Source organism: Paenibacillus sp. FSL E2-0190 (assembly GCF_037992965.1).
In the GTDB taxonomy this organism is placed as follows: domain Bacteria; phylum Bacillota; class Bacilli; order Paenibacillales; family Paenibacillaceae; genus Paenibacillus_AQ; species Paenibacillus_AQ odorifer.
This window is the reverse complement of sequence record NZ_CP150306.1, coordinates 6,088,866-6,109,158: the sequence shown is the minus strand read 5'-3', so window position 1 is coordinate 6,109,158 and position 20,293 is coordinate 6,088,866. Positions and strand designations below refer to the sequence as shown.

The 20,293-nt window shown below is 42.6% G+C and carries 17 protein-coding genes; 13 read left to right on the top strand and 4 right to left on the bottom strand.

The window, feature by feature from the left end:
* Window positions 1-13: 13 nt before the first annotated feature.
* On the top strand, window positions 14-844 hold the full coding sequence (locus tag NST25_RS26735; protein WP_076308850.1) for a MetQ/NlpA family ABC transporter substrate-binding protein: 831 nt from the start codon (window positions 14-16) through the stop codon (window positions 842-844).
* Between the two features lie 88 nt (window positions 845-932).
* Here NST25_RS26735 and NST25_RS26730 read toward each other — a convergent pair whose 3' ends face one another.
* The 4 genes from NST25_RS26730 to NST25_RS26715 all read right to left on the bottom strand — a co-directional run bounded on the left by NST25_RS26730 (window position 933) and on the right by NST25_RS26715 (window position 5,982).
* Window positions 933-3,467 (bottom strand): ABC transporter permease, encoded by a 2,535-nt coding sequence (locus NST25_RS26730; protein WP_076308851.1) that lies wholly within the window; start codon window positions 3,465-3,467, stop codon window positions 933-935.
* Window positions 3,464-4,162 (bottom strand): ABC transporter ATP-binding protein, encoded by a 699-nt coding sequence (locus NST25_RS26725; protein ID WP_076308852.1) that lies wholly within the window; start codon window positions 4,160-4,162, stop codon window positions 3,464-3,466. Before NST25_RS26725 ends, NST25_RS26730 begins: the two co-directional genes overlap by 4 nt.
* Before the next feature lie 102 nt (window positions 4,163-4,264).
* A complete protein-coding gene (locus NST25_RS26720) occupies window positions 4,265-5,302 on the bottom strand; it encodes a HAMP domain-containing sensor histidine kinase (RefSeq protein ID WP_076130303.1) in 1,038 nt (345 codons plus the stop codon).
* The gene (locus NST25_RS26715) at window positions 5,299-5,982 is read right to left on the bottom strand and encodes a response regulator transcription factor (protein WP_076130304.1); all 684 of its coding nucleotides are present in this window, start codon (window positions 5,980-5,982) and stop codon (window positions 5,299-5,301) included. Before NST25_RS26715 ends, NST25_RS26720 begins: the two co-directional genes overlap by 4 nt.
* A gap of 349 nt (window positions 5,983-6,331) precedes the next feature.
* On the opposite strand from NST25_RS26715, the gene NST25_RS26710 reads away from it, so the two are divergent.
* The 12 genes from NST25_RS26710 to zwf all read left to right on the top strand — a co-directional run bounded on the left by NST25_RS26710 (window position 6,332) and on the right by zwf (window position 19,872).
* Window positions 6,332-6,997: an ABC transporter ATP-binding protein gene (locus NST25_RS26710; protein WP_076130305.1), complete on the top strand. Its 666-nt coding sequence runs from the start codon at window positions 6,332-6,334 to the stop codon at window positions 6,995-6,997.
* Window positions 6,998-7,008: 11 nt separating this feature from the next.
* Window positions 7,009-9,510, top strand: coding sequence for an ABC transporter permease (locus tag NST25_RS26705; RefSeq protein ID WP_340392871.1), 2,502 nt, complete (start codon window positions 7,009-7,011; stop codon window positions 9,508-9,510).
* Between the two features lie 22 nt (window positions 9,511-9,532).
* Window positions 9,533-12,046, top strand: coding sequence for an ABC transporter permease (locus tag NST25_RS26700; RefSeq protein WP_217696589.1), 2,514 nt, complete (start codon window positions 9,533-9,535; stop codon window positions 12,044-12,046).
* Window positions 12,047-12,316: 270 nt separating this feature from the next.
* Window positions 12,317-12,622 (top strand): hypothetical protein, encoded by a 306-nt coding sequence (locus NST25_RS26695; protein WP_036685544.1) that lies wholly within the window; start codon window positions 12,317-12,319, stop codon window positions 12,620-12,622.
* Window positions 12,623-12,666: 44 nt separating this feature from the next.
* Window positions 12,667-13,344, top strand: a complete 678-nt coding sequence (locus NST25_RS26690; protein ID WP_036685541.1) for a PspA/IM30 family protein — start codon at window positions 12,667-12,669, stop codon at window positions 13,342-13,344.
* A gap of 4 nt (window positions 13,345-13,348) precedes the next feature.
* The gene (locus NST25_RS26685; RefSeq protein WP_076184838.1) at window positions 13,349-13,816 is read left to right on the top strand and encodes a PspC domain-containing protein; all 468 of its coding nucleotides are present in this window, start codon (window positions 13,349-13,351) and stop codon (window positions 13,814-13,816) included.
* Between the two features lie 3 nt (window positions 13,817-13,819).
* Window positions 13,820-14,524 carry a PspA/IM30 family protein gene (locus NST25_RS26680; RefSeq protein WP_036685540.1) on the top strand — a complete coding sequence of 235 codons (705 nt, stop codon included), beginning with the start codon at window positions 13,820-13,822 and terminating at the stop codon, window positions 14,522-14,524.
* A gap of 197 nt (window positions 14,525-14,721) precedes the next feature.
* Window positions 14,722-15,369: a cell wall-active antibiotics response protein LiaF gene (gene liaF, locus NST25_RS26675; RefSeq protein WP_036685537.1), complete on the top strand. Its 648-nt coding sequence runs from the start codon at window positions 14,722-14,724 to the stop codon at window positions 15,367-15,369.
* A gap of 31 nt (window positions 15,370-15,400) precedes the next feature.
* Window positions 15,401-16,435 (top strand): sensor histidine kinase, encoded by a 1,035-nt coding sequence (locus NST25_RS26670; RefSeq protein WP_076130326.1) that lies wholly within the window; start codon window positions 15,401-15,403, stop codon window positions 16,433-16,435.
* A gap of 18 nt (window positions 16,436-16,453) precedes the next feature.
* On the top strand, window positions 16,454-17,107 hold the full coding sequence (locus NST25_RS26665) for a response regulator transcription factor (protein WP_036685532.1): 654 nt from the start codon (window positions 16,454-16,456) through the stop codon (window positions 17,105-17,107).
* Between the two features lie 193 nt (window positions 17,108-17,300).
* On the top strand, window positions 17,301-18,116 hold the full coding sequence (locus tag NST25_RS26660; protein ID WP_339188505.1) for a YwmB family TATA-box binding protein: 816 nt from the start codon (window positions 17,301-17,303) through the stop codon (window positions 18,114-18,116).
* Between the two features lie 205 nt (window positions 18,117-18,321).
* The gene (gene zwf / locus NST25_RS26655; protein ID WP_036685526.1) at window positions 18,322-19,872 is read left to right on the top strand and encodes a glucose-6-phosphate dehydrogenase; all 1,551 of its coding nucleotides are present in this window, start codon (window positions 18,322-18,324) and stop codon (window positions 19,870-19,872) included.
* Window positions 19,873-20,293: the final 421 nt, after the last annotated feature.

The following is a 20,293-nucleotide window of genomic DNA, read 5'->3' as shown; positions in this document are numbered from 1 at the left end:
GTTAGTAGTACTAATGAAAAAATCAATGATACTTGTGCTTACATTAATGGTATTGGTCGTAGCGGGTTGTGGCTCTAATAAAGCAGCCGAGAACAATACTGCAAAAGGTAGTAATGATGAGTTAACCAAATTAAAGATCGCTACACTGATCCCACCTATGACAGAAATTCTGGATATTGTGAAGCCGCTCCTGAAGGAAGATGGCATTGATCTGGAGATCGTTGTTCTCTCTGATAATGTGCAGCCTAATGAGGCGTTGGCTAATAAAGAAGTAGACGCTAACTTTTTCCAACACGTTCCTTATATGAAGCAATATAATGAAAGCAAAGGCTCTAATCTGGTAGAGGTACAGCCTGTTTATGACGCTATTTATGGCGGATACTCCAAACGTTATAAGACTATAGCTGATCTTCCTGAAGGGGCTACGCTTGTAATGGCTAATGATCCATCTAACATCGGCCGTTCATTGCAAATGTTCGCTGCAGCTGATCTTATTAAGCTAAAAGAAGGCGTAGGCATTCAAGCCACACAAGCAGACATTACTGAAAATCCAAAAAAATTCAAGTTTGAAGAAGTCGATCTCCTAATGCTGGCCCGTATGCTTGATGATGGCGATCTGGTAGCCATGACTCCGGCTTATGCGAGCCCACTAGGATTGACACCGAAGAAAGATGCACTGATTACGGAAGGCGAAGATTCCGAATTCACAATTACTTTGGTGGCACGTGAAGATAACAAGGACTCTGACGCCATTCAAAAGCTGGCTAAACGGATCAGCGGTCCTGAAGTGAAAAAGTTCCTTGAGGATAATTACGCGGATATTGCGTTGCCTGCGTTTAAATAAGCTGAATATGGATCTATAAAAAAGGGCAGCCCGGCGATATTTACCGGGCTGCCCTTTTTGTAATAGGAGTATTTAGGTGTGTCTTACATTACTCGGCTTCTCTCAGCCGTTCCACAATGGATGCTTGGGATAACGTTTTATAGGCTCTCAGTGTCACTGTGTAAGCGAGAATTAACAAAATAGGAACGGTGAGGATAAACGGCAGCCAACTCATCTGAAATACCATAAAGGCCATATTTTCCGTGATGTTTTTGGAAAGGTTATAGGTCAGCAATACACCTAATGTTGAGGTTATGAGGACGGTTAGCAAAACGGTGTAGAATCCTTCAAGGATCAGCATACGTTTTAGCTGCTTTTTGGTCATGCCAATACTCTCCAGCATGGCAAGTTCATTCCGGCGGGAGACTACCCCGGTGAGTACAGTGTTGATATAATTCAGCACCCCGATTAGAGCAATGACCAGGCTAAGCCCATACCCGACGGTTTGAAAAATGCGAATGAATCCACCGAGCTCATCCTTGTAATCCTCCCTTGATTTTAAAGTTAATTCATCAGTTGAATCTGTTAAAGCTTTGACCACTTGTTCTACCTGGTCCAGCTTAGTCGGATCGACATGTAGTGTGGCTGAAACGATATTGGCTGGATCTGTACCCTTCGGCATTTCCTTCTGCAGCTCCGAAGCAGGGAGGAAGATGTTGTAACCTAACATAGAGTAAGATTTTGTTGTGGCAGCATATACTGCATCATGTTTTACTACTGCCATCACTTCATAAGATTTATCCGACTTCTCGAAAGTGACTGTATCTCCAGGATGATAATAGGTGCGGTAGCTATCTTCTTCTATAAACATGGCCTCAGATATGACCGCATATTTTCCTGAAGCAAACTTCTGCCTGTTAAACTCCCCTTCAATAATATCCTTGTCCACAAGATCATACCAGCCCGGATCTAATCCATATAAATGATTGTAGACCATCCCCCCCTTATCTAAAGTGGAGAGAAGATAAGGATGTGGGTCAGCAGCTGCCATTGGCTCCAAAATAGCCCGGACAGCATCATCGACAGGAGATGGAACATATCTGTGGTAAACCTTATCAACAGTTTCTACACCGTCAATTTTACTTAGATTGTTGGCGAATTCCTCTGAAAGCTTATATGGATCACCGTCTCGAGGTCCTGTAATACTGACTAGCACTTCATTCTGAACCACAAAATCACCGGAGATAAAGGCACGCAGATATTTATTCACATCCAGTGAGGAAATTACTGTAAAAATGGTACTGAACAAGATGATACTCAAGGAGAGTGAAGAGAGCATCAGGATCAGCTTCTTTTTGCTTCTGAACAGGTTGGAGAACGCCATGTTGTGAAGTTTTGCGCCATGTTTTGATTTTTTGGCATTCCGTTTTCCACCGCTGCTGACTCCGGCAAATTTTACAGCCTCTACCGGCGAGGTTCGCGAAGCCATTCGGCCCGGTTTGCTTGCGGCGATCCATACTGTCATAAACGAGAATGCTGCTGCACCAATAAATATCCACGGGCTAGCAGAATAGACATTATCAGTAGAACCGTTTAAAAATGAGGAGGCCATAGGGAGAATCAGCAGACCTAGCAGATACCCGAACCCCAATCCAAAAGGCAATGCGACGAGATAAAGTGACCGGGCCTGAATGGAGATGATCTTTTTCAGTTGTCGGGGTGTGGTACCGATGGTCTTTAGCAGCCCGTAAAATTTGACATCCCGCACGACGGAAATAAAAAAGATATTGTAGATTAGTAAATAGCCGCTCAGCATGGTGATAAGAATGACAACTGCATAAGGAATGATATTCAGTAGATTATCGGAGAGAGAAACACTTGTATAAGCCGGATTGACACCATAAGGTACATCCAGGCCGGTGTCCGTCAAAATCTTTTGTACCTTCTGTTCAATATTATAAGAATTATTAAACATCACCCCTAGACCTGCGGTGTTCACATAAGAACCCGTTGCCTCAGAGATGTCCGGGTCAATATGGGAAATGTTCTTCTGTGTAAATGCTTCGGATACAAAAGCCAATCCTGACATCGCCAAATTTTGATCGGTTTCGTAATATCCGGAGAGCTTAAAGTCTTGGCTTATGACTTTTTCACCAATGTCTATATCCAGCTTCACAGTCTGGCCTAACTCATGTTTTGCTCCTAGCAAGTCAAGCGCCCAAGTATTTAGGACGATTTCATTCTCTTGGGAGGGCAGTCCGCCGGCTATAAAGTTGATAAAACCGTGTTTGGCATAATTCTCGTCAATTCGAAGGACCTCTACCCGGTGATTCTTGAACAGACTGGTGCTTATATCGCCAACCTTAAGGAAGACGCCATACTCTTTGATGGATGGTTGATTCTTCAGCTTCTCCAACTCGGCAGGATTCAGATATTTGAAGCTTCCATGATAATCGCTGCCGGTAGTCTGCATTTGTGCGCGTTGCATCGATTTGTTAATACTGAGCGCCAAGGTAAACACGCTGGTGATCAAAAGCGTAGTCAGTACGATGGCACAGATGATAGTGAAATTGCGAGCACGGTTGGCTTTGAGGCTTTTTTTGGCTAAAGTAGCAATGGTCTTATGGTTATTCGTGCTGATCATGGCTGGCTCACTCCGGAGCTACGGAGTGAGCCAGTGAAAATGACGCCATCTTCAATACGGATAATACGGTCAGCAGTTTGAGCAATTTGTTCATTGTGTGTGATCATCACAATGGTTTGGTTGAATTTTTCACTCATCTGTTTAAGTAAAATCAGCACTTCTTGGCTTGTTTTGCTGTCCAGATTACCTGTAGGTTCATCTGCTAAGATGATTGAAGGTTTGGTCGCCAATGCTCTGGCTATTGCCACCCGTTGCTGCTGTCCGCCAGACAGATTAGAAGGTAGAGTATTCATCTTTTCCTGCAAGCCTAAAGTGCGGATGATTAGATCAAGATAAGTTTCGTCAATTTTGCCACCGTCCAGTTCAATGGGCAGCACAATATTCTCCCGCACATTTAGTATGGGTACCAAATTGTAATTCTGAAAAACAAACCCCACCGATCTGCGCCGAAAAATGGTCAGCTTCTCATCACTCATCGCAAAAATATCGTTCCCGTCCACGTAAACCTTGCCCTCTGTTGCCCGATCTAATCCGCCAAGCATATGAAGAAGAGTGCTTTTGCCGCTGCCGCTAGTGCCGACAATGGCGACAAACTCCCCTTTATCCACTGACAGTGATATACCGTCCAAAGCCTTAACGCTTGAGCCAACCTTTCCATAGTGTTTTTTTAAATTTTCAGTCTGTAGAATCGGCATAACTCTTCCCCTCCAATGAGATCTGTTTGTCCATGATTTAAGGGTAGCAAATCAATCTGACAGGAGAGTGTCTGAATTCTGACCATAATGACACATTCTATTTCAGCGCTGGGGCAGGTAAACAGAGAAAGTTGTACCTTTTCCAGTTTCAGAAATGACGTTGATATGGCCGCCTTGCGCCGTGATAATCTCTCTGGACAAAAACAACCCGATGCCGACCCCCTCGAATTCACGCGCTTGCTTTCCTCGGTAAAACCGCTTAAAGATGTGAGGGATTTCTTCGCTGGGGATTCCAAGTCCAGTATCGGTAAGGTGGAGACAGGTGAACATCTCGTTGCTTTCAGCAAGAACGGAAATTTGTCCGTTATGCGGTGTGTACTTCACAGCATTCTCGAGCAGGTTGAATAGTGCTTCACTTGTCCATTTGACATCGTGGCAGGCTAAGATGTGTGTCCCGCAGTCAATATTGATCGTAATTTGTTTGTTTTCCGCTTGTGCATAAATCTGGGATAAAGCCTGCGTCAGAGTTTGTATGAGCGGTTTCGCCTCAATCTGCTGTAGGGAGATCATTCCTGTTTCCAAACGTGATAATTTGATTAGAGACTGAATCAGCCAATCCAACTTATCTGACTGCGCTTTAATATGCTGTATGTAGTGCCGGACATTCTCATTTAGTCCGGGCATCTCTTCGAGCAACTGACTGAATACCATGATATTAGAGAGGGGGGTCTTGGTTTGATGGGAGATATCCGAGATCAGCTCTTTTATTTTGTTTTTCTCTGTTTGGATATTTCGTTCATTCGCCTTAGCCATCCCTATATACCGCTTTAGTTTATGTTCCATCGAAGACAGAGCGGTTTCTTCATAGTTAGTGAGTGGCGGCAGGTCATGTATAGCCCGTTCAATCGCAGTGTCCAAGGTCTGTATATAGATTGCGATCTGGCGGTTCCATAACCAGACCCATACGGCTCCTGTCGCTAATATACAGATGATAAATAGAGAAGTCAGTTGGAGCAGAGTGGGGTCGAACCCGTACAGAAACATTATACTGCCGATAAAACAGGCTACTAGTATAAGGATGATCAGTAAAAAGAGCCTATGAATTTGCTTGAAATTAGCAGGTGGGCTATTGGTTTTCATGGTTTTTGCCCTTCAGTCCACATGTATCCAAGTCCGTAAATGGTCTTGATATATTTGGGTGCTGCCGGGTCATCCTCAAGTTTAGCACGCAGCCGTTTGATGGCTACTGTCAATGCGTTTTCATCCACAAATTCGGCATCCTTGCTCCAGATCTTGTCTATCAGCTGTTCTCGGGTCAAAATATTGCCCGTATTCGTCACCAGCAGCCGCAGCAGTTTTTGCTCAGTTTTGCTCAGCTGGAGCGATTGTTTATTTTTGCTGTACTCCAGTTTCTCAAAATCGAGTTCTAAGGGACCCAATGTTATTTTTCCAGTCCCTAGTGATTCCGTTCTTCTGAGCACTGCCATTACTCTGGCGCGAAGCACCATTAGGCTGAATGGTTTAGTGATATAGTCATCGCCCCCCAATGCAAAACCGGTGATAATGTCGGACTCCATATCATTGGCGGTTAGGAAAATAATGGGTACGCGTGAGGTCTTGCGAAGTTGCTCGCAATAATCCAGTCCACTGCCGTCTGGCAGATTGATGTCCAGAATGATGAGATCAATAGGGTTAACTGCGAAAATATGCTCCGCCGCGGCAATATCGTAGGCTTGATGGATCATGACATTGTTTTGAGAAAGAGTGAGAGCGATCCCTTTATTTAAACTACGGTCGTCCTCAACGATCAGTATGTTCATAGTAATTCTCCTTTGTTTCTTATTTGATCATTATACATTCTCGGGATTTATTCGAAAGCGAGATTTTTATTTAGTAGACAGTTGAAAGTGGACTTTTCTTTATAATCTTTAAAAATGTTTTATTGTATATTAAATGTAATTTTCTAGAACAAATAGTTAGTATAGTCCTCAAAAAAAACATTGTAAACGAATTTTTTTATATAAAATAGTAAATTAATGGAATAAAGTGGATCTTGGAAAAAAATGTCGAAGCACACACTATTTATTCTAGTTATTGGTATTGCAAGAAATTTCACGACGGTATGACACATGAAGAATCAGATATTCTAAAGAAATAGAGGGGTTGTGCATGAGTATATTAAAAGCTAACGACTTGAGAAAGTATTACGGTAGTGAACCAAACCCTGTCAAAGCGTTGGATGGCATAACAATGAGTGTGGAGCAAGGTGAATTTGTGGCTATCGTTGGGACTTCCGGCAGCGGTAAGTCTACGCTACTGCATATGCTCGGGGGCCTTGATAATCCTACCTCTGGCACCGTAGAAGTGAATGGGAAAGAACTGTCAAAGATGAACAGTGATCAGCTTACGATTTTTAGACGTAAAAATATCGGGTTCATTTTTCAAAATTATAATCTAATGCCGATACTTAATGTCTACGAGAATATCGTTCTGCCGATTGAACTTGATGGAAACAAGGTGGATAAGGAGTATGTGAACATCATTGTAAGGATGTTAGGACTGAAGGAGAAGCTGAATAATTTACCCAACAATTTGTCTGGGGGCCAACAACAGCGTGTAGCAATTGCAAGGGCTTTAGCGATGAAGCCCGCTATTATCCTTGCCGATGAGCCCACTGGAAATTTGGATAGTCAAACAAGTGAAGAGGTAATCAAGCTGCTGGAAATGACTAGTCACCAACTAAATCAAACAATCATTATGATTACACATAACAACGAAATTTCCTTGCGTGCTGATCGGATTCTCCGTATGGAGGATGGGAAAATCGTGGATTAGAGAGGGAAAAAATGTATAGAAATCATTCTTCATCCGTCATCCGAAAATTATTTCAGAGATACTATAAGGCAAACAAAACCAGAAATATTATATTGGCATGCGCCATCATTCTTACGACCATTCTGATTACAGCAGCTTGCAGCACATTTTACAGTTACTTGAAATTATCTAAACATCAAGAAATGAAAGAAACCGGGACAAGTGCTAATGTTATTTTGAGTCGTCCAACACAGAATCAATTAGATTTATTAAGTAAATTTGATATTTTAAAGCCTGAAATGAATATTCAAACCAAAATGGGATCACTTGTCAATAATAAGGGACAGGCTGGGATTGATATACAGATGATCAGTTCTACAAATTGGGAGGAATATAGCGGATCACTTGTAGATAATATGCAGGGTACCTATCCTGCTAAAGGCAATGAAATCATGATGTCAACATGGCTGTTGAATAGGTTGGGATACTCAAAGCCGCAGACTGGAATGGAGGTTTCATTGTCTGTTGCTATCAGTGATATTTCAAAAAACGGCGACGCAGAGGTTCAGAGCCTTCCCTTTACTCTGTCTGGATTCTATGAGGACACGGTAAATATCAATTCTGAAAACAATCGAATTGTCTTTTTTTCAGAAACATTTTTAAGAGAACATCCGCAGGAAGTGCCGAATCTTGTAGGGTTATTATTTAAAGATACCAGACATTATCACGATAAAATCGAGCAGATTCGAGCCTCCATTGATTTGGATGGAAATCAGCAGTTGATTCCTTCATATGACGGTAAATTGAATATGAATGTCAAGGATTCACTGGTTGCAGTAATAATGGTTTTGTTTTTTATGTTTGATGGATACCTTATTATTTTCAACGTTGCGTATATCTCTATTACTCGAGACGTACGATTTTATGGGCTGCTGAAAATGCTGGGAATGACTAGTGCGCAAATCAAGCAAATTGTCTATTACAGTGTTGCTAAAGTAGCCTTTTTTGCCCTGCCTGTGGGGATGCTGTTGGGATGGGGGCTTTCATTTTACGTAGTGCCGCTTGCCTTATCTTCGTATGAGGGTTTCTCATCCATAGATAGGCAAGTCAACTTATGGGTGTTGCTCTTGGCCCTATTTTTCTCAGCGTTAACTCTATTTTTAAGCTATAGAGCACCTGCAAAGAAGGCAGGGAGAATTTCTCCGATTGAAGCGTCGAAACATACTGATACACAATCCGGAAAACAAAATTCAAGAGGTAGACATGGCGCGAAAATACCGTATATGTCGTTAAAAAATATACTCCGTAGTAAAAAAAGATTGCTTTTTGTTGTGTTAACGCTCTTCTTAGGCAGCACTGCACTTGTGGTGCTTTCCACATTTCTAAAATCCTTCAGTGCGGAGGAATACATCAATGCAGAGGTTAAATACGACATTGCTATGTATAACCAAATGACCAGAGCCAGTTTTAATCCAACAGAGGAGCAGCACTTTACTCCTGAGTTGTTGTCGCAAATTTCCGCAGTAAACGGGATCCGTGAACTCGAACGAACGACGGTAGTATCTATTTTCCAGCATTATTCAGATAGTACTCATGGTGAGTGGCTGCGAAATTACAATGAATTTCGTGCAGGTGTGAATGAGGAACTCAGAGATAAAAAACATTATGAGGAAGATCCTAAAACTAACTTTTGGGGTTTATTGATCGGCATTGATGATAAAAAACTGGAGGAGTATAACCGTACTGCTAAGAACCCGATTAATTTAAGCGACTTTTCCAAAGGGAAGATAGCATTGGTAACTGATATTAATGGGAATGGCATTCCAATAGGTGTACAGATACCCTTTACGGTAATTGACAACAACAAGAGCTATAAGGTGAAAATTGGCGGTCAAATGACGTTTGAACGTGATGCTATGAATAGTGGTGCTGCTCCATGGCTAATTGTGTCAAATAATGTTATCAACAAATATCATTCTGATGCTGTGATTTACTCTATTAAGATTAATGCGCAAAAAGGAAAAGAACAGGATGTGTTGAATGAGGTCAAACTCCTTACAAGCGGAGACAGCAGCATTTCACGCACCTCAAAAATTGAACAGGCAAAAGCGTTTGCTGACTTAAAGCAGTCTTTTTCCAATCTTTCTATTGTTATCATTATCATTTTAAGCAGCATCGGTGTTTTGAATTTTATTAACACTATATTAGTAAGCATTGTATCCAGAAAACAGGAGTTTGCTGTTCTAGCATCTATTGGCGCGACGAAGAAGCAGATTAAATGGCTGATCACCTTTGAAGGAATATGGTTTGCTCTAATTGCTTTTGTTCTTACATTAATAGTGGGTAGTGGCATTAGTTATCTGGTCTTTAATATATTGCATGAATATATAGGCTATGGAGTGTTTAGATATCCGGTTACCTCTTTAATCATATATTCGGGGGTTGTCTTGTTGATCTGTTCTATAATTCCTGGTTTGTTGTACAAATCTATTTCCCGTTCAAGTGTTATTGAACAGCTAAGACAAGCGGAATAATAATGTAAGGGAGGTGGGAACTTTGAAACACAATAGTGGAAAAACTATGAAAAAATTGGCAAAGCGCTCTCTTAAATCTAGCAAAAATTATTTTGCTATTCTGGCAATAGCCTTGGCTGCGATTATGTTCACCAGTGTATTTACTATTGCAGGGAGTTTGTTAGAGTCAATGAAAGACAACAAGATGAGAATCGCGGGGAGCAATGCTCATGGTGGATTTCATCAAATGTCTATGCCTGAGTATAAAAGAGTCTCTTCAGATTTAATGATTAAGGACATCTCCTATTCGGTTCTTATCGGTGATGCACAGGGGGCTGCCTTTTCTAAGTTACCTACAGAAGTGAGGTATGGTGAGGAAAAGTATGCAAAATGGGCGTATAGCTTACCACAGCTTGGAAACATGCCACAGCAAAAGAAAGACATAAGTGTAAGCACCTTGGTATTGGATGCGCTGGGTCTTCCCCATACATTAGGTCAATCTATTTCGTTAACCTTCAAAACAGATGAAAAAACAATAACAGATACCTTTACCGTTTGTGGAATTTGGGATGGAAATCCGCTCTCTTGGCGTCAAAATATTTGGCTTTCTCGTGAATATGCAGATTTAATAGCTCCTGTGGCAACTGAACCATGGAACAACCGTCCCAATGTGTACTCAGGCTATATCAACAGTCAATTTTGGTTTTCGAATACGTGGGATATTGAAACGAAATCTGAACAACTTGCCAGCAGAAGTGATTTTGATGGTCAAATAACTGTTAACGCTTCTTATGATATTCTAGGATCTGAACCTCAAAATATACTTCTAGGTTTCCTTGTAATCACAGTGATTTTCTTAGCTGGATATTTGTTAATCTACAATATATTCTATATTTCAATTGCACAAGAAATTAAATCTTATGGATTATTAAAAGTCATTGGGACAACTTCAAAACAAATCAAAAGAATGGTTCGTTATAAGGCAATATATCTTGCTTGTATCGGTATTCCTTTTGGACTAGTGATAGGTTGGACGATCGGTCGTTTTCTTGTTCCGGCTATTATCGATATTTTTGGTGAAGATATGCGCGTCGTAACAAGTGTACACCCGCTTATTTTTGCTATTGCCGCTATATTCAGCCTCTGCACAGTGTTATTAAGTTGCTTAGGGCCAGCAAAGGTTGCATCAAGGGTTTCTCCAATAGAAGCTCTAAGTTATGTTGAAGGAAAACAGGCGGGAGAACTAAGAAGAAAAAAGAAAAAAGCTCAACCAATAACATCCGTTCGTCTAGCAATGGCTAATTTAAAGAGGAACCCCCGAAAAGTGATCATCGTCACGCTTTCTTTTACACTTAGTTTGGTTATTCTTAATAGTACTTATGGTCTTGTGCATTCTTTTGATTTTAATAAGTTCATTGAGTTTCAGTCTGTTTCGGACTTTACGGTTGCTGATACTTCTATCATAAATAATTCGCCTCCATTTGATACTTCCGGTGTAAGCAATGAGTTCATAAAACAAGTAGAGTCATTGGACGGGCTTGAAAATAGCGGTAATGTTTATGTACTCCCTTTAACACAAAATTTAAGTGATCAGGCAATGTCTGCGCTGAAAAGAGAAGTCGGATTGATGAATGAAAAGGACCAAGAGGAATTTCTGAGTTCTCAGGAAATGGTGAAACGGAGATCAATAGTGAATACATTTGGTTTCAGTGAGTGGCCGGCACAGATGATTCAAGTAAAGGAAGGAGCTTTGGATCAAAAACGCTGGGAGAACGGAGAGGGAATCTATGTTACTAACTGTAAGAAATTCCTAGATGGTACAAGCAGCATTTATCATCCGGGAGATAAAGTTAAAGTGAGTTTTGGAAACGGAAAGGAAAAGGAATATGAAGTGCTTGCCATTGTTGATTTTCCGGGAGCTATTCACTCAGTGGCATATTATGATATAGGATTAGAGTATTTGTTGCCTTCGGATGAACTGCTTGCCCATGCAGATTCTATGCTGCCAATGTATACAATCTTTAACGTAGATGATGAACATTTAACTCAGACAGAAAAATGGCTGGAGGACTATTGCTTACATACGGATACCGGATTGGATTTCTATTCGAAGAATACTTCTAGAGAAACCTTTCGTAGTTTAATCTTTATGTATGAGGTGGTAGGAGGTGCATTTTGTATTCTGCTAGGTGTTATTGGGATTCTGAATTTCATAAATTCCATGCAAACTTCTATTTTAACCAGAAAACGAGAAATTGCCATGCTGCAATCAATAGCCATGACGGATAAGCAGGTAAAAGAAATGCTTATCTTTGAGGGGGGCGGGTATGCCTTCCTAGGGCTGATGTTTTCGATTGTGCTAGGAAGCTTGGCAAATACTACCCTAGTACCCGCAATGGGAGCAGAACTTGATTATTTTACTTGGACTTTTACATTAACCCCTATTTTACTTAGTATAATCCCCTTTATGCTGATCTCTATTGTAGTACCCGTTTTGTGTTACCATAGCATATCTAAGAAGACTATTATTGAAAGATTACGGAGCGAGGTTTTTTGATAAAGAGCCGCATAGTTAACCCTAAAGGAAAGTTCAAAAGGGCATCACCTATATAGGGTGGTGTCCTTTTAATTTTTGATGGGTAGCATTCCCATTTATATGTGCAAAGGTTGGTTATGAGCTACAACTAGCCCAACAGTGGTCTGTAGTCGTACAGCTACCTCGACTAAGGTCCAGTACGAAAAACCGTCGTTGGTCTGTTTTGAAAGTCTGCGATTTACCCTAGAATAAGGCTATAAGGTTAAGGACAACGAAAGGCGGTGAGAAAAAATGCAAAGAAGACAAGGAAACGGATTAGCGGTTGTACTGATTGTGATTGGTGCGGTTATGCTGCTCGGCATTGCGCTTCCTCTGATCCACGGAATGTTCAGATTACTTTTCCCGGTATTGCTGGTTGTTCTCGGGTACTACGGGATTAAGAGCGGACGCAAGATTATTGGTTGGGTACTGATGTTCATTGGTGTGATGTCCCTGATCGCGAAGCTTTCCTGGATCATTGGACCACTTCTAGGAGTGGCGTTGATCGTCTGGGGCGTATCAGCATTAAAGGGCAGAAGTAACAATGGTACTTATTAAGAAGCAATGTACTTAAACAAGAAGCAGGGAGGGAGCAGGAGATCATGAGTGTTTTTCGTCGCATGAGGGATATTACTGTAGCTAATCTAAACGAACGTCTGGAGCAAAGCCAAGATCCCGTGAAACTAATTGATCAATTTCTACATTCAACCCGTGAGGAAATCAGTGAAGCTGAAAGGCTGTACCAGCAATATGCTTCCCACACGAAGCAATTGCAGCAGCAAGTGAACCAAGCAACTGCCATGAGAAACAAACGTGAAGAGCAGGCGTTGTTGGCACTGAAAGCAGGCGAGGATCATCTCGCGAAGCTGGCTTTACAAGAAAAGATCATTCACGAGGAAAAACTGGAGCAATATAGCGGGCTGCTAGAACAGAGCAAGCAATCCTTGTTTGAACTTGAAGCACAGCTGAATGAGCTGAAAATAGAGTATCAAACGGTGTACAGCAAACGTCAGTATTATTCGGCACGAATGGAGTCGCTGCGATTGCAGCAACGGATGAATCAAAGAGCCAGTGCTTATGGCAATGGTGGTGATGTTCCCAAAATGTTCGGACGTCTGGAAGATCAGATGTCGGATTGGGAATTAGAAGCAAAGAGCTTGCGTGATTTGCGGCGCATGGGACAGGAATATGCGGTGCAAGCGGGTGAGACCGTAGCGACCGTACTCGAAAGAGAAATGGCTCGCCTAAAGGAAAAACTGAACAATGGTGGAAAGGAGTAGCGCTATGAGTCGATTGTATCGTTCAACAAGAGATAAAGTGATGACGGGTCTTGCAGGTGGATTATCTGAGACACTCGGTATTGATTCCACGTTATTCCGGATTCTATTACTGGTCAGCATTCCGTTTACAGGTGGTGCGGTGATTCCGGTATACTTCATTGCAGCAATGGTCATTCCTAAGGAACCGACGCATTATAATCCATTTGGACCAGGGCCTGGGGCACCGGGTGGCCCATTCGGCGGACCCTACTCAGGCAGACCGGAACATGGACACGGACCACAAGCTACTGGCGGATATGGACCTTATGGACGCCAGCCAAATTACAATCCTAATTTTGAGAAGAACAACGCTTATTCCGCACCGGACTCCGGTTTGGATGCGATGATGAAGGATATTGAGAAGAAGGCTTTGCAAAAAGAAGTAGAAGAACTCAAACAAAAACTGTCTAAATATGAGAAAGGGGAATTGTAAATCATGGGAGTATTTCAAAGAATTAAAGATATGACAAAAGCGTCGGTAAATGACTTGTTGGATAAGGTAGAGGACCCAATCGTAATGCTTAACCAATATCTGCGCGATATGGAGGCTGAAATTCACGAAGCAGAAGTAACAGTTGCTAAACAAATGGCTAACGAACGCCGTATGAAGCAACGTGTGGAAGAAGCAGCAAAAATGTCTGCACAACGTGGATCACAAGCTGAACTGGCACTGAAAAATGGCCAAGAAGAAGTAACTCGCAAGCTGTTGGAAGAAAAAATCTACTTTGACCAAAAGCAAGTGGAGTACAGTGATCTTCACGCACAAGCTGAAGTACACGCTAAGGAATTAGTGCAACAACTGCATGACATGAAGGATGAGTTCTACAAGCTGCGCAACAAACGTAACGAGCTTGTATCCCGTGCTCAAATGGCTAAAGCTAAAAAACAAATGTCGCAAATCAGCAGCGTACATTCCATTGAAAGTGGCAGTGCATCACTCGGATTCCACCGGATGGAAGAGAAAATTATGCAGCTTGAGGCTGAAGCAGATGTAATGCGTGCACCTTACAGCCCATCCGCTGCTTATAGCAAACCCGTTGATGTTGAGAAGCAACTGAAAGTGGATGAGCAATTGGCACTACTGAAAAACAAGCTGAATGATACACCCGCGGCTCCTTCTCTAAACAAAAAAGAACAATAAATCCTGTTCCTAAAACTTGGACGGATATGATATGCTGGACAAGAAGAAGCCATACGGTATGGATCTCCATACCGATATGGCTTTTATAGCGGCTAGCTATAATATTTAACGGTGATAATATTCCTCATCATAGTGACGGATATCTAACCGATAGTATAAAATGAGTTTTGCTTCGCAAAACTTTTAGGAGGTGCGAAATGGATAAACGAAACCGTTTGATTGCCATCGGACTGATTGCTGTTGGCTGCATGATGATTTTTGGTAGATGGCTCGGCTTTTTCTCCATTGTCGCGCTTCTGTTCCTGCTGCTGGGAGTCTACCGTACGACATCAGGCAAAGTAAAGCAGGGCTATAAACTGCTCGGGATAGGTGCTGTATTGCTTTTGCTGGACCATTTGGTGCTCGTGCTGGGGATTTGTTTAATCTCACTTGGGATGTTTTTTACCAAATCCAAAAGAGTACAGCGTAAGGAAGGGTTTATGCAGAAGCAGAACTTTTCATCCAGATTTGACTGGGACCGCTCACCTTGGGTGATGCACAGCCTTAGCTCTTGGCATGTACTGGGTGAGGCCGATGTGGATCTTTCATTAGCTATGGCGGATCATAAGGAAACGGTCATGCTGTTTCAAGGGATTTTTGGCGATATGGACATTAACCTGTCCGATGATTACGGCGTGGAAATTGAAGCTTTTGTGCTCTTTGGGTCCATTGAATTCGGCAACCAGCGAGATACAGGGATGTTGAACCGTCTGAATTGGAAATCAGCTAATTATGACAGCAGTGAATACAAAGTGAAATTTAGTGTTTCTTATTTAATGGGAGATCTAGATGTACGATTATCCTGAAAAGCTTGATAGAGAAGGGAGAGTCCCCCGCATGGAAAAAAAGAACAAAAACATGATATCACGCAGCATGGGTGAGGGGGCTCTGTTCTCTTTGGTCATGCTGCTTGTGATAATGTATGTCATGTATACATATGGCTATTTGAAGCCTTTTGAAAGCTGGAAATTTGGCGTGCGGACAGCGGTCACTCTAATTCTTCTGCCTATGGGCTTTGGGATTGGTTATGGCTTTTATCAGAGCTTTCGTGTGAAGCGGCAGTTGGAACGTCTTAGGCAGACCCTCGTATTATGGGAAAAGGGGAATTTGACGCTGTCCATGCCGGATCTAGGTGATGATGAGCTGGGAAGGCTCGGAGAACAGCTTGGCCGGATTAGCGGCAAATGGGAGAATCAAGTGACGACGCTGCAGCGGTTGTCCACGAATAACGCGAAGCTTGCGGAGCAGGCGCGGGTATCTGCTATTATGGAGGAACGGCAGCGGCTTGCGCGTGAACTGCACGACGCTGTTTCCCAGCAGCTATTTGCAATCTCCATGACTGCCACGGCGGTGGGCCGGACCTTGGAGAAAGATTTCGATAAAGCCCAGCGGCAAATTGCGCTTATAGAAGAAATGTCTGCCGTTGCCCAATCGGAGATGAGGGCATTGCTGCTGCATTTAAGACCTGTTTATTTGGAAGGAAAGGGCCTCGAACAAGGTCTGCAGGAATTGATCAAGGAGCTTAAGATCAAGGTTCCAATCGAAATTGTATTTGAAATGGACCCTGATGTGCAGCTGTTAAAAGGGGTAGAGAATCACTTGTTCCGTATCGTCCAAGAGGCGATTTCTAATACACTTCGTCATGCGAAGGCAGAAAAAATGGAAATCCGGCTGCATAGACGGGGAGATACAGTTCGCTTGACGTTGCGTGATGATGGGATCGGCTTTGAGATGGACGACACCAAACAAGCTTCCTATGGTTTGTCGAACATGCAGGAGCGGATTAATGAAATCGGAGGCTCCATTCAGTTCATCACCGCTCCGGGTAAAGGAATGCGTATTGAAATTACCGTTCCGTTAGTCAATGAATAATAGGAGGAAAGAGTAACCATGGAGATGGAGGAAGCAATTAAAGTACTACTCGTAGATGATCATGAAATGGTACGGATCGGACTAGCAGCTGTTTTAGGTACCGAGGATGGAATTGAGGTCGTAGGTGAAGCTGGAAGTGGAGAAGAAGGCATTCGGCTGGCTCAGGAGTACAATCCCGATGTGGTCTTAATGGATCTCGTAATGGATGGGATGGATGGCATAGAAACGACTAAACAGCTGATGAAGCAGTACCCAGAGATCAAAGTTATTGTTCTTACAAGCTATTTGGACGATGAAAAGATGTATCCTGTTATTGAAGCGGGCGCCTTTAGTTACCTGCTGAAGACTTCGCGGGCTAGTGAAGTGGCGGATGCGATCCGCGCTGCGGCAAGAGGACAGTCCGTGCTTGAGTCACAGGTGGCCTCTAAAATGATGAACCGTTTTAGAAACAATGCAAAAGGAGAATCACCTGCTTATAAAGAGCTTACGGAGCGCGAGATGGAAGTATTACGTCTGTTGGCGCAAGGTAAATCCAATCAGGATATTGCCGATCAACTAATTATTGGAATCAAAACTGTGAAATTTCATGTGACGAATATTCTCGCGAAGCTGGGCGTGGAAGACCGGACCCAAGCAGCAATTTATGCATATAAAAATGGACTAGCTGAATAACAATAAAGGACTGAAGCCTCTGCTTCAGTCCTTTTTATTGTACAAGAAAGTGTGTTTTGGGGCTCCCGCAAAGTACTTGAGTACGCATCGAAGTATAAACCCTCACTTGGTGGGGATATTTCAGGTATAGAATCTCCTAATTCGAACATACTGTCTAGTAGATTGCTAGAGAGGTTCGAAGGGAGAATGACATATGCGGAAGATGAAGCTGAACAACGGAACAAAAAAAGGGACTTTTTTTATAATGATAATCGTGTGCTGCGCTGCGGCTCTGCTAGTTAATCTGCAAAGTGTTAAAGCGAATTCACCCGTTCTTGATGAGGGCGATAACCAAGCTTCAACAGGAGCCGAACTGAATCATGCTCTTGTGAGCTTAATTGATCTCGGAAAAGAAACAACCGTTTCTGATTCACCGCTGCGTTTAGTGTTAAAGTGGCAGGGAGAAAGCAGCAATTACGCGGATCTGTCTGCCGAAGTTGCTAAGCTAAGCACAAGTCTCGGATTGAATGTACCGTCAGGTACTGAGGAAGATGGACATATGACGTATCGTACAGAAGCTGTAAAACCATATGAATCGCGGCTCTCCTTATTTTGGAGTGAGCTTAGCGAAGGCAACAGTTATGTGATTGTAACGTTAGAAGCGGCTGATCTGCAAAATGAAGCCAGCTTTCAAGCGGCTGCTCGTGAAGTAAGTATGATTCTTGAACAGAATAAAATTAAGGTGGAATGGAATGTATCCCTTCAAGGAAGCGCGCAAGAACAGGGAGCACCTGAAAAAGTTCTAGCACAGACGGAGTCATTGATGCATGACCGGTTTGAAGCTGTGACCGGAGGAGAAAGCTACAAGGATATCTCAACGGTTAGCCGTACGTATTCGATTCCTAATTTGAATCGCTTCGTGATGAGTGGAAATCAGTCAGTTTCTGCCCAAATCGCAGTGCATCATGAAGATCAGAAGGGGACAAACCGCGTAACTATAGGCTTTCCTTTAATAACCATCGAATATTGACATTTTTCTCTTATATAAGCGCAGATATAGTTAATAATAAGAAATATTAATTGAAATTTGCGAAATCCCGAGAGTATTTGTCAGGAATGTGATAGCATCCTTTTTAGGAATATGCTAAAATGACATAACGTCGTTATTCACCTTATGTTAGTACCGACGCTGAGCATGTCAATAAACTATATTACATACAGAAAGATGAGGAGCCATGGCTGAAAATCAAACCCTTGATGCACTGCACACACCCGGTGCTGTCTTTTTTATCTTTGGGGCAACCGGAGACTTAGCCCGGCGTAAGCTTTTCCCGGCGATTTACAGCTTGTACCGTGAAGGTAAGCTGGCACAAGATTTTGCGGTAATTGGCGTGGCGCGGCGCCCGCGTACTCAGGAAGAATTTAGAAGTGATGTGAAGGAATCCATCCTTGAATTCTGCCGTTACAAAGCGGGAGAAGAAAGCGAATGGAATGAGTTTGTTCAGCATTTCGAATACAAATCTCTGGACATTAACAATATTGATGGTTTCCGCGAGTTAAGAGCACAAACTGAAGTTCTTGAAGAGAAATTCAGTATTCCGGGCAATCGGATGTTCTATCTTGCGCTGGCGCCTGAATTGTTCGGCAGTGTCTCCTTCAATCTTAAAGCTGGCGGGATGCTGGATAGTACGGGTTGGAATCGCCTCGTAATTGAGAAGCCTTTTGGTTATAATCTGGAGTCGGCTGAACAGCTGAACGAACAGATTCGTCAGGTCTTCAAAGAAGAGGAAATTTACCGGATTGACCACTATCTTGGTAAAGAAATGGTACAGAATATCGAAGTGATTCGTTTTGCTAATGCTTTTTTCGAACCGCTCTGGAATAATAAACATATTGCCAATATTCAAATTACACTTGGCGAAACCGTAGGTGTAGAAGAACGCGGTGGTTACTATGACCATGCGGGAGCCTTACGGGACATGGGCCAGAATCATATACTGCAACTGCTGACTATGATTGCTATGGAACCACCAAGCCGTCTGCTCGCAGAAGATATTCGGGATGAGAAAGTGAAGGTACTTCGTTCCCTTCGTCCTTATGCGACATCTGATGAGGTGCGTGAGAATGTCGTAAGAGCACAATATATTCAAGGCTTACACCAAGGCAAAACCCTTCCTGCTTACCGTCAGGAAGATAAGGTTGACCCTGAGTCGAATACAGAGACGTATTTTGCTGCCCGTGTATTTGTAGATAACTTCCGCTGGGCTGGAGTTCCTTTCTACATCCGTACAGGTAAACGTCTCCCAGTGAAGACGACGGAAGTGGTAGTTGAGTTCAAAGGTATGCCAACCAACGTTTATTTGGGACAAAAGCATAAACTTGAGCCTAACCTCCTTGTAATCCGTGTGAACCCAATGGAAGGCATTTATGTAAAGATTAATGCCAAGAAACCAGGTTCAGAGTCTGAGATTCAACCGCTGGCTATGGACTTCTGTCAGAGCTGCCTGGTTGGAATCAATTCTCCGGAAGCATATGAGCGCTTGTTACATGATGCCGCACGCGGCGATTCCACTTATTTCACTCGTTGGGATGAGGTATCCTCGGCATGGTCATTCGTGGATCGTATTGCGAAAGCATGGAGCGAAGAGTCTAGCGACTTATCTTCTTATCCTGCTGGCTCTTGGGGTCCAGTGGAAGCAGATGAACTGCTTGCTAAAGAAGGTTTCCATTGGTGGCCTGTAAACGGCCAAGATGAAGATAATGTGGTTTGGCTGAAGAATAACTAAACCTTGAGTTAATGCTATCTCCCTGCAGAGGATGCAGGGAGATTTTTTGTAATGCTAAGATCTAAAAGATCGGACTTCAGGCGGTATTTAGGGGATCTGGGCACTGTTCTAATAACTGCACTTTGTACAATTAAAATCGCTTATCTCGTTGTGATTAGTTTTTTAGATGTATTTTCTGCAACTATAATCACCGGATAAGGCGGAAAAGCGTGCACAACTTATTTTTAATTGCATCAAATGCAACTAAAGGCTAATGAAAATGCTAATACTTCAAGTAAGTGTAGGAAATACATCTATTTTCTTGAGCGATGATATGTGGGGATCATAATCCAACCATTTGGGAGATATTTTGCGGCACGCGCTTTTTAGTAGATAATGTCTGCCGGATTTTGATATACTTTAGAGGATGCTTTCACTTGAA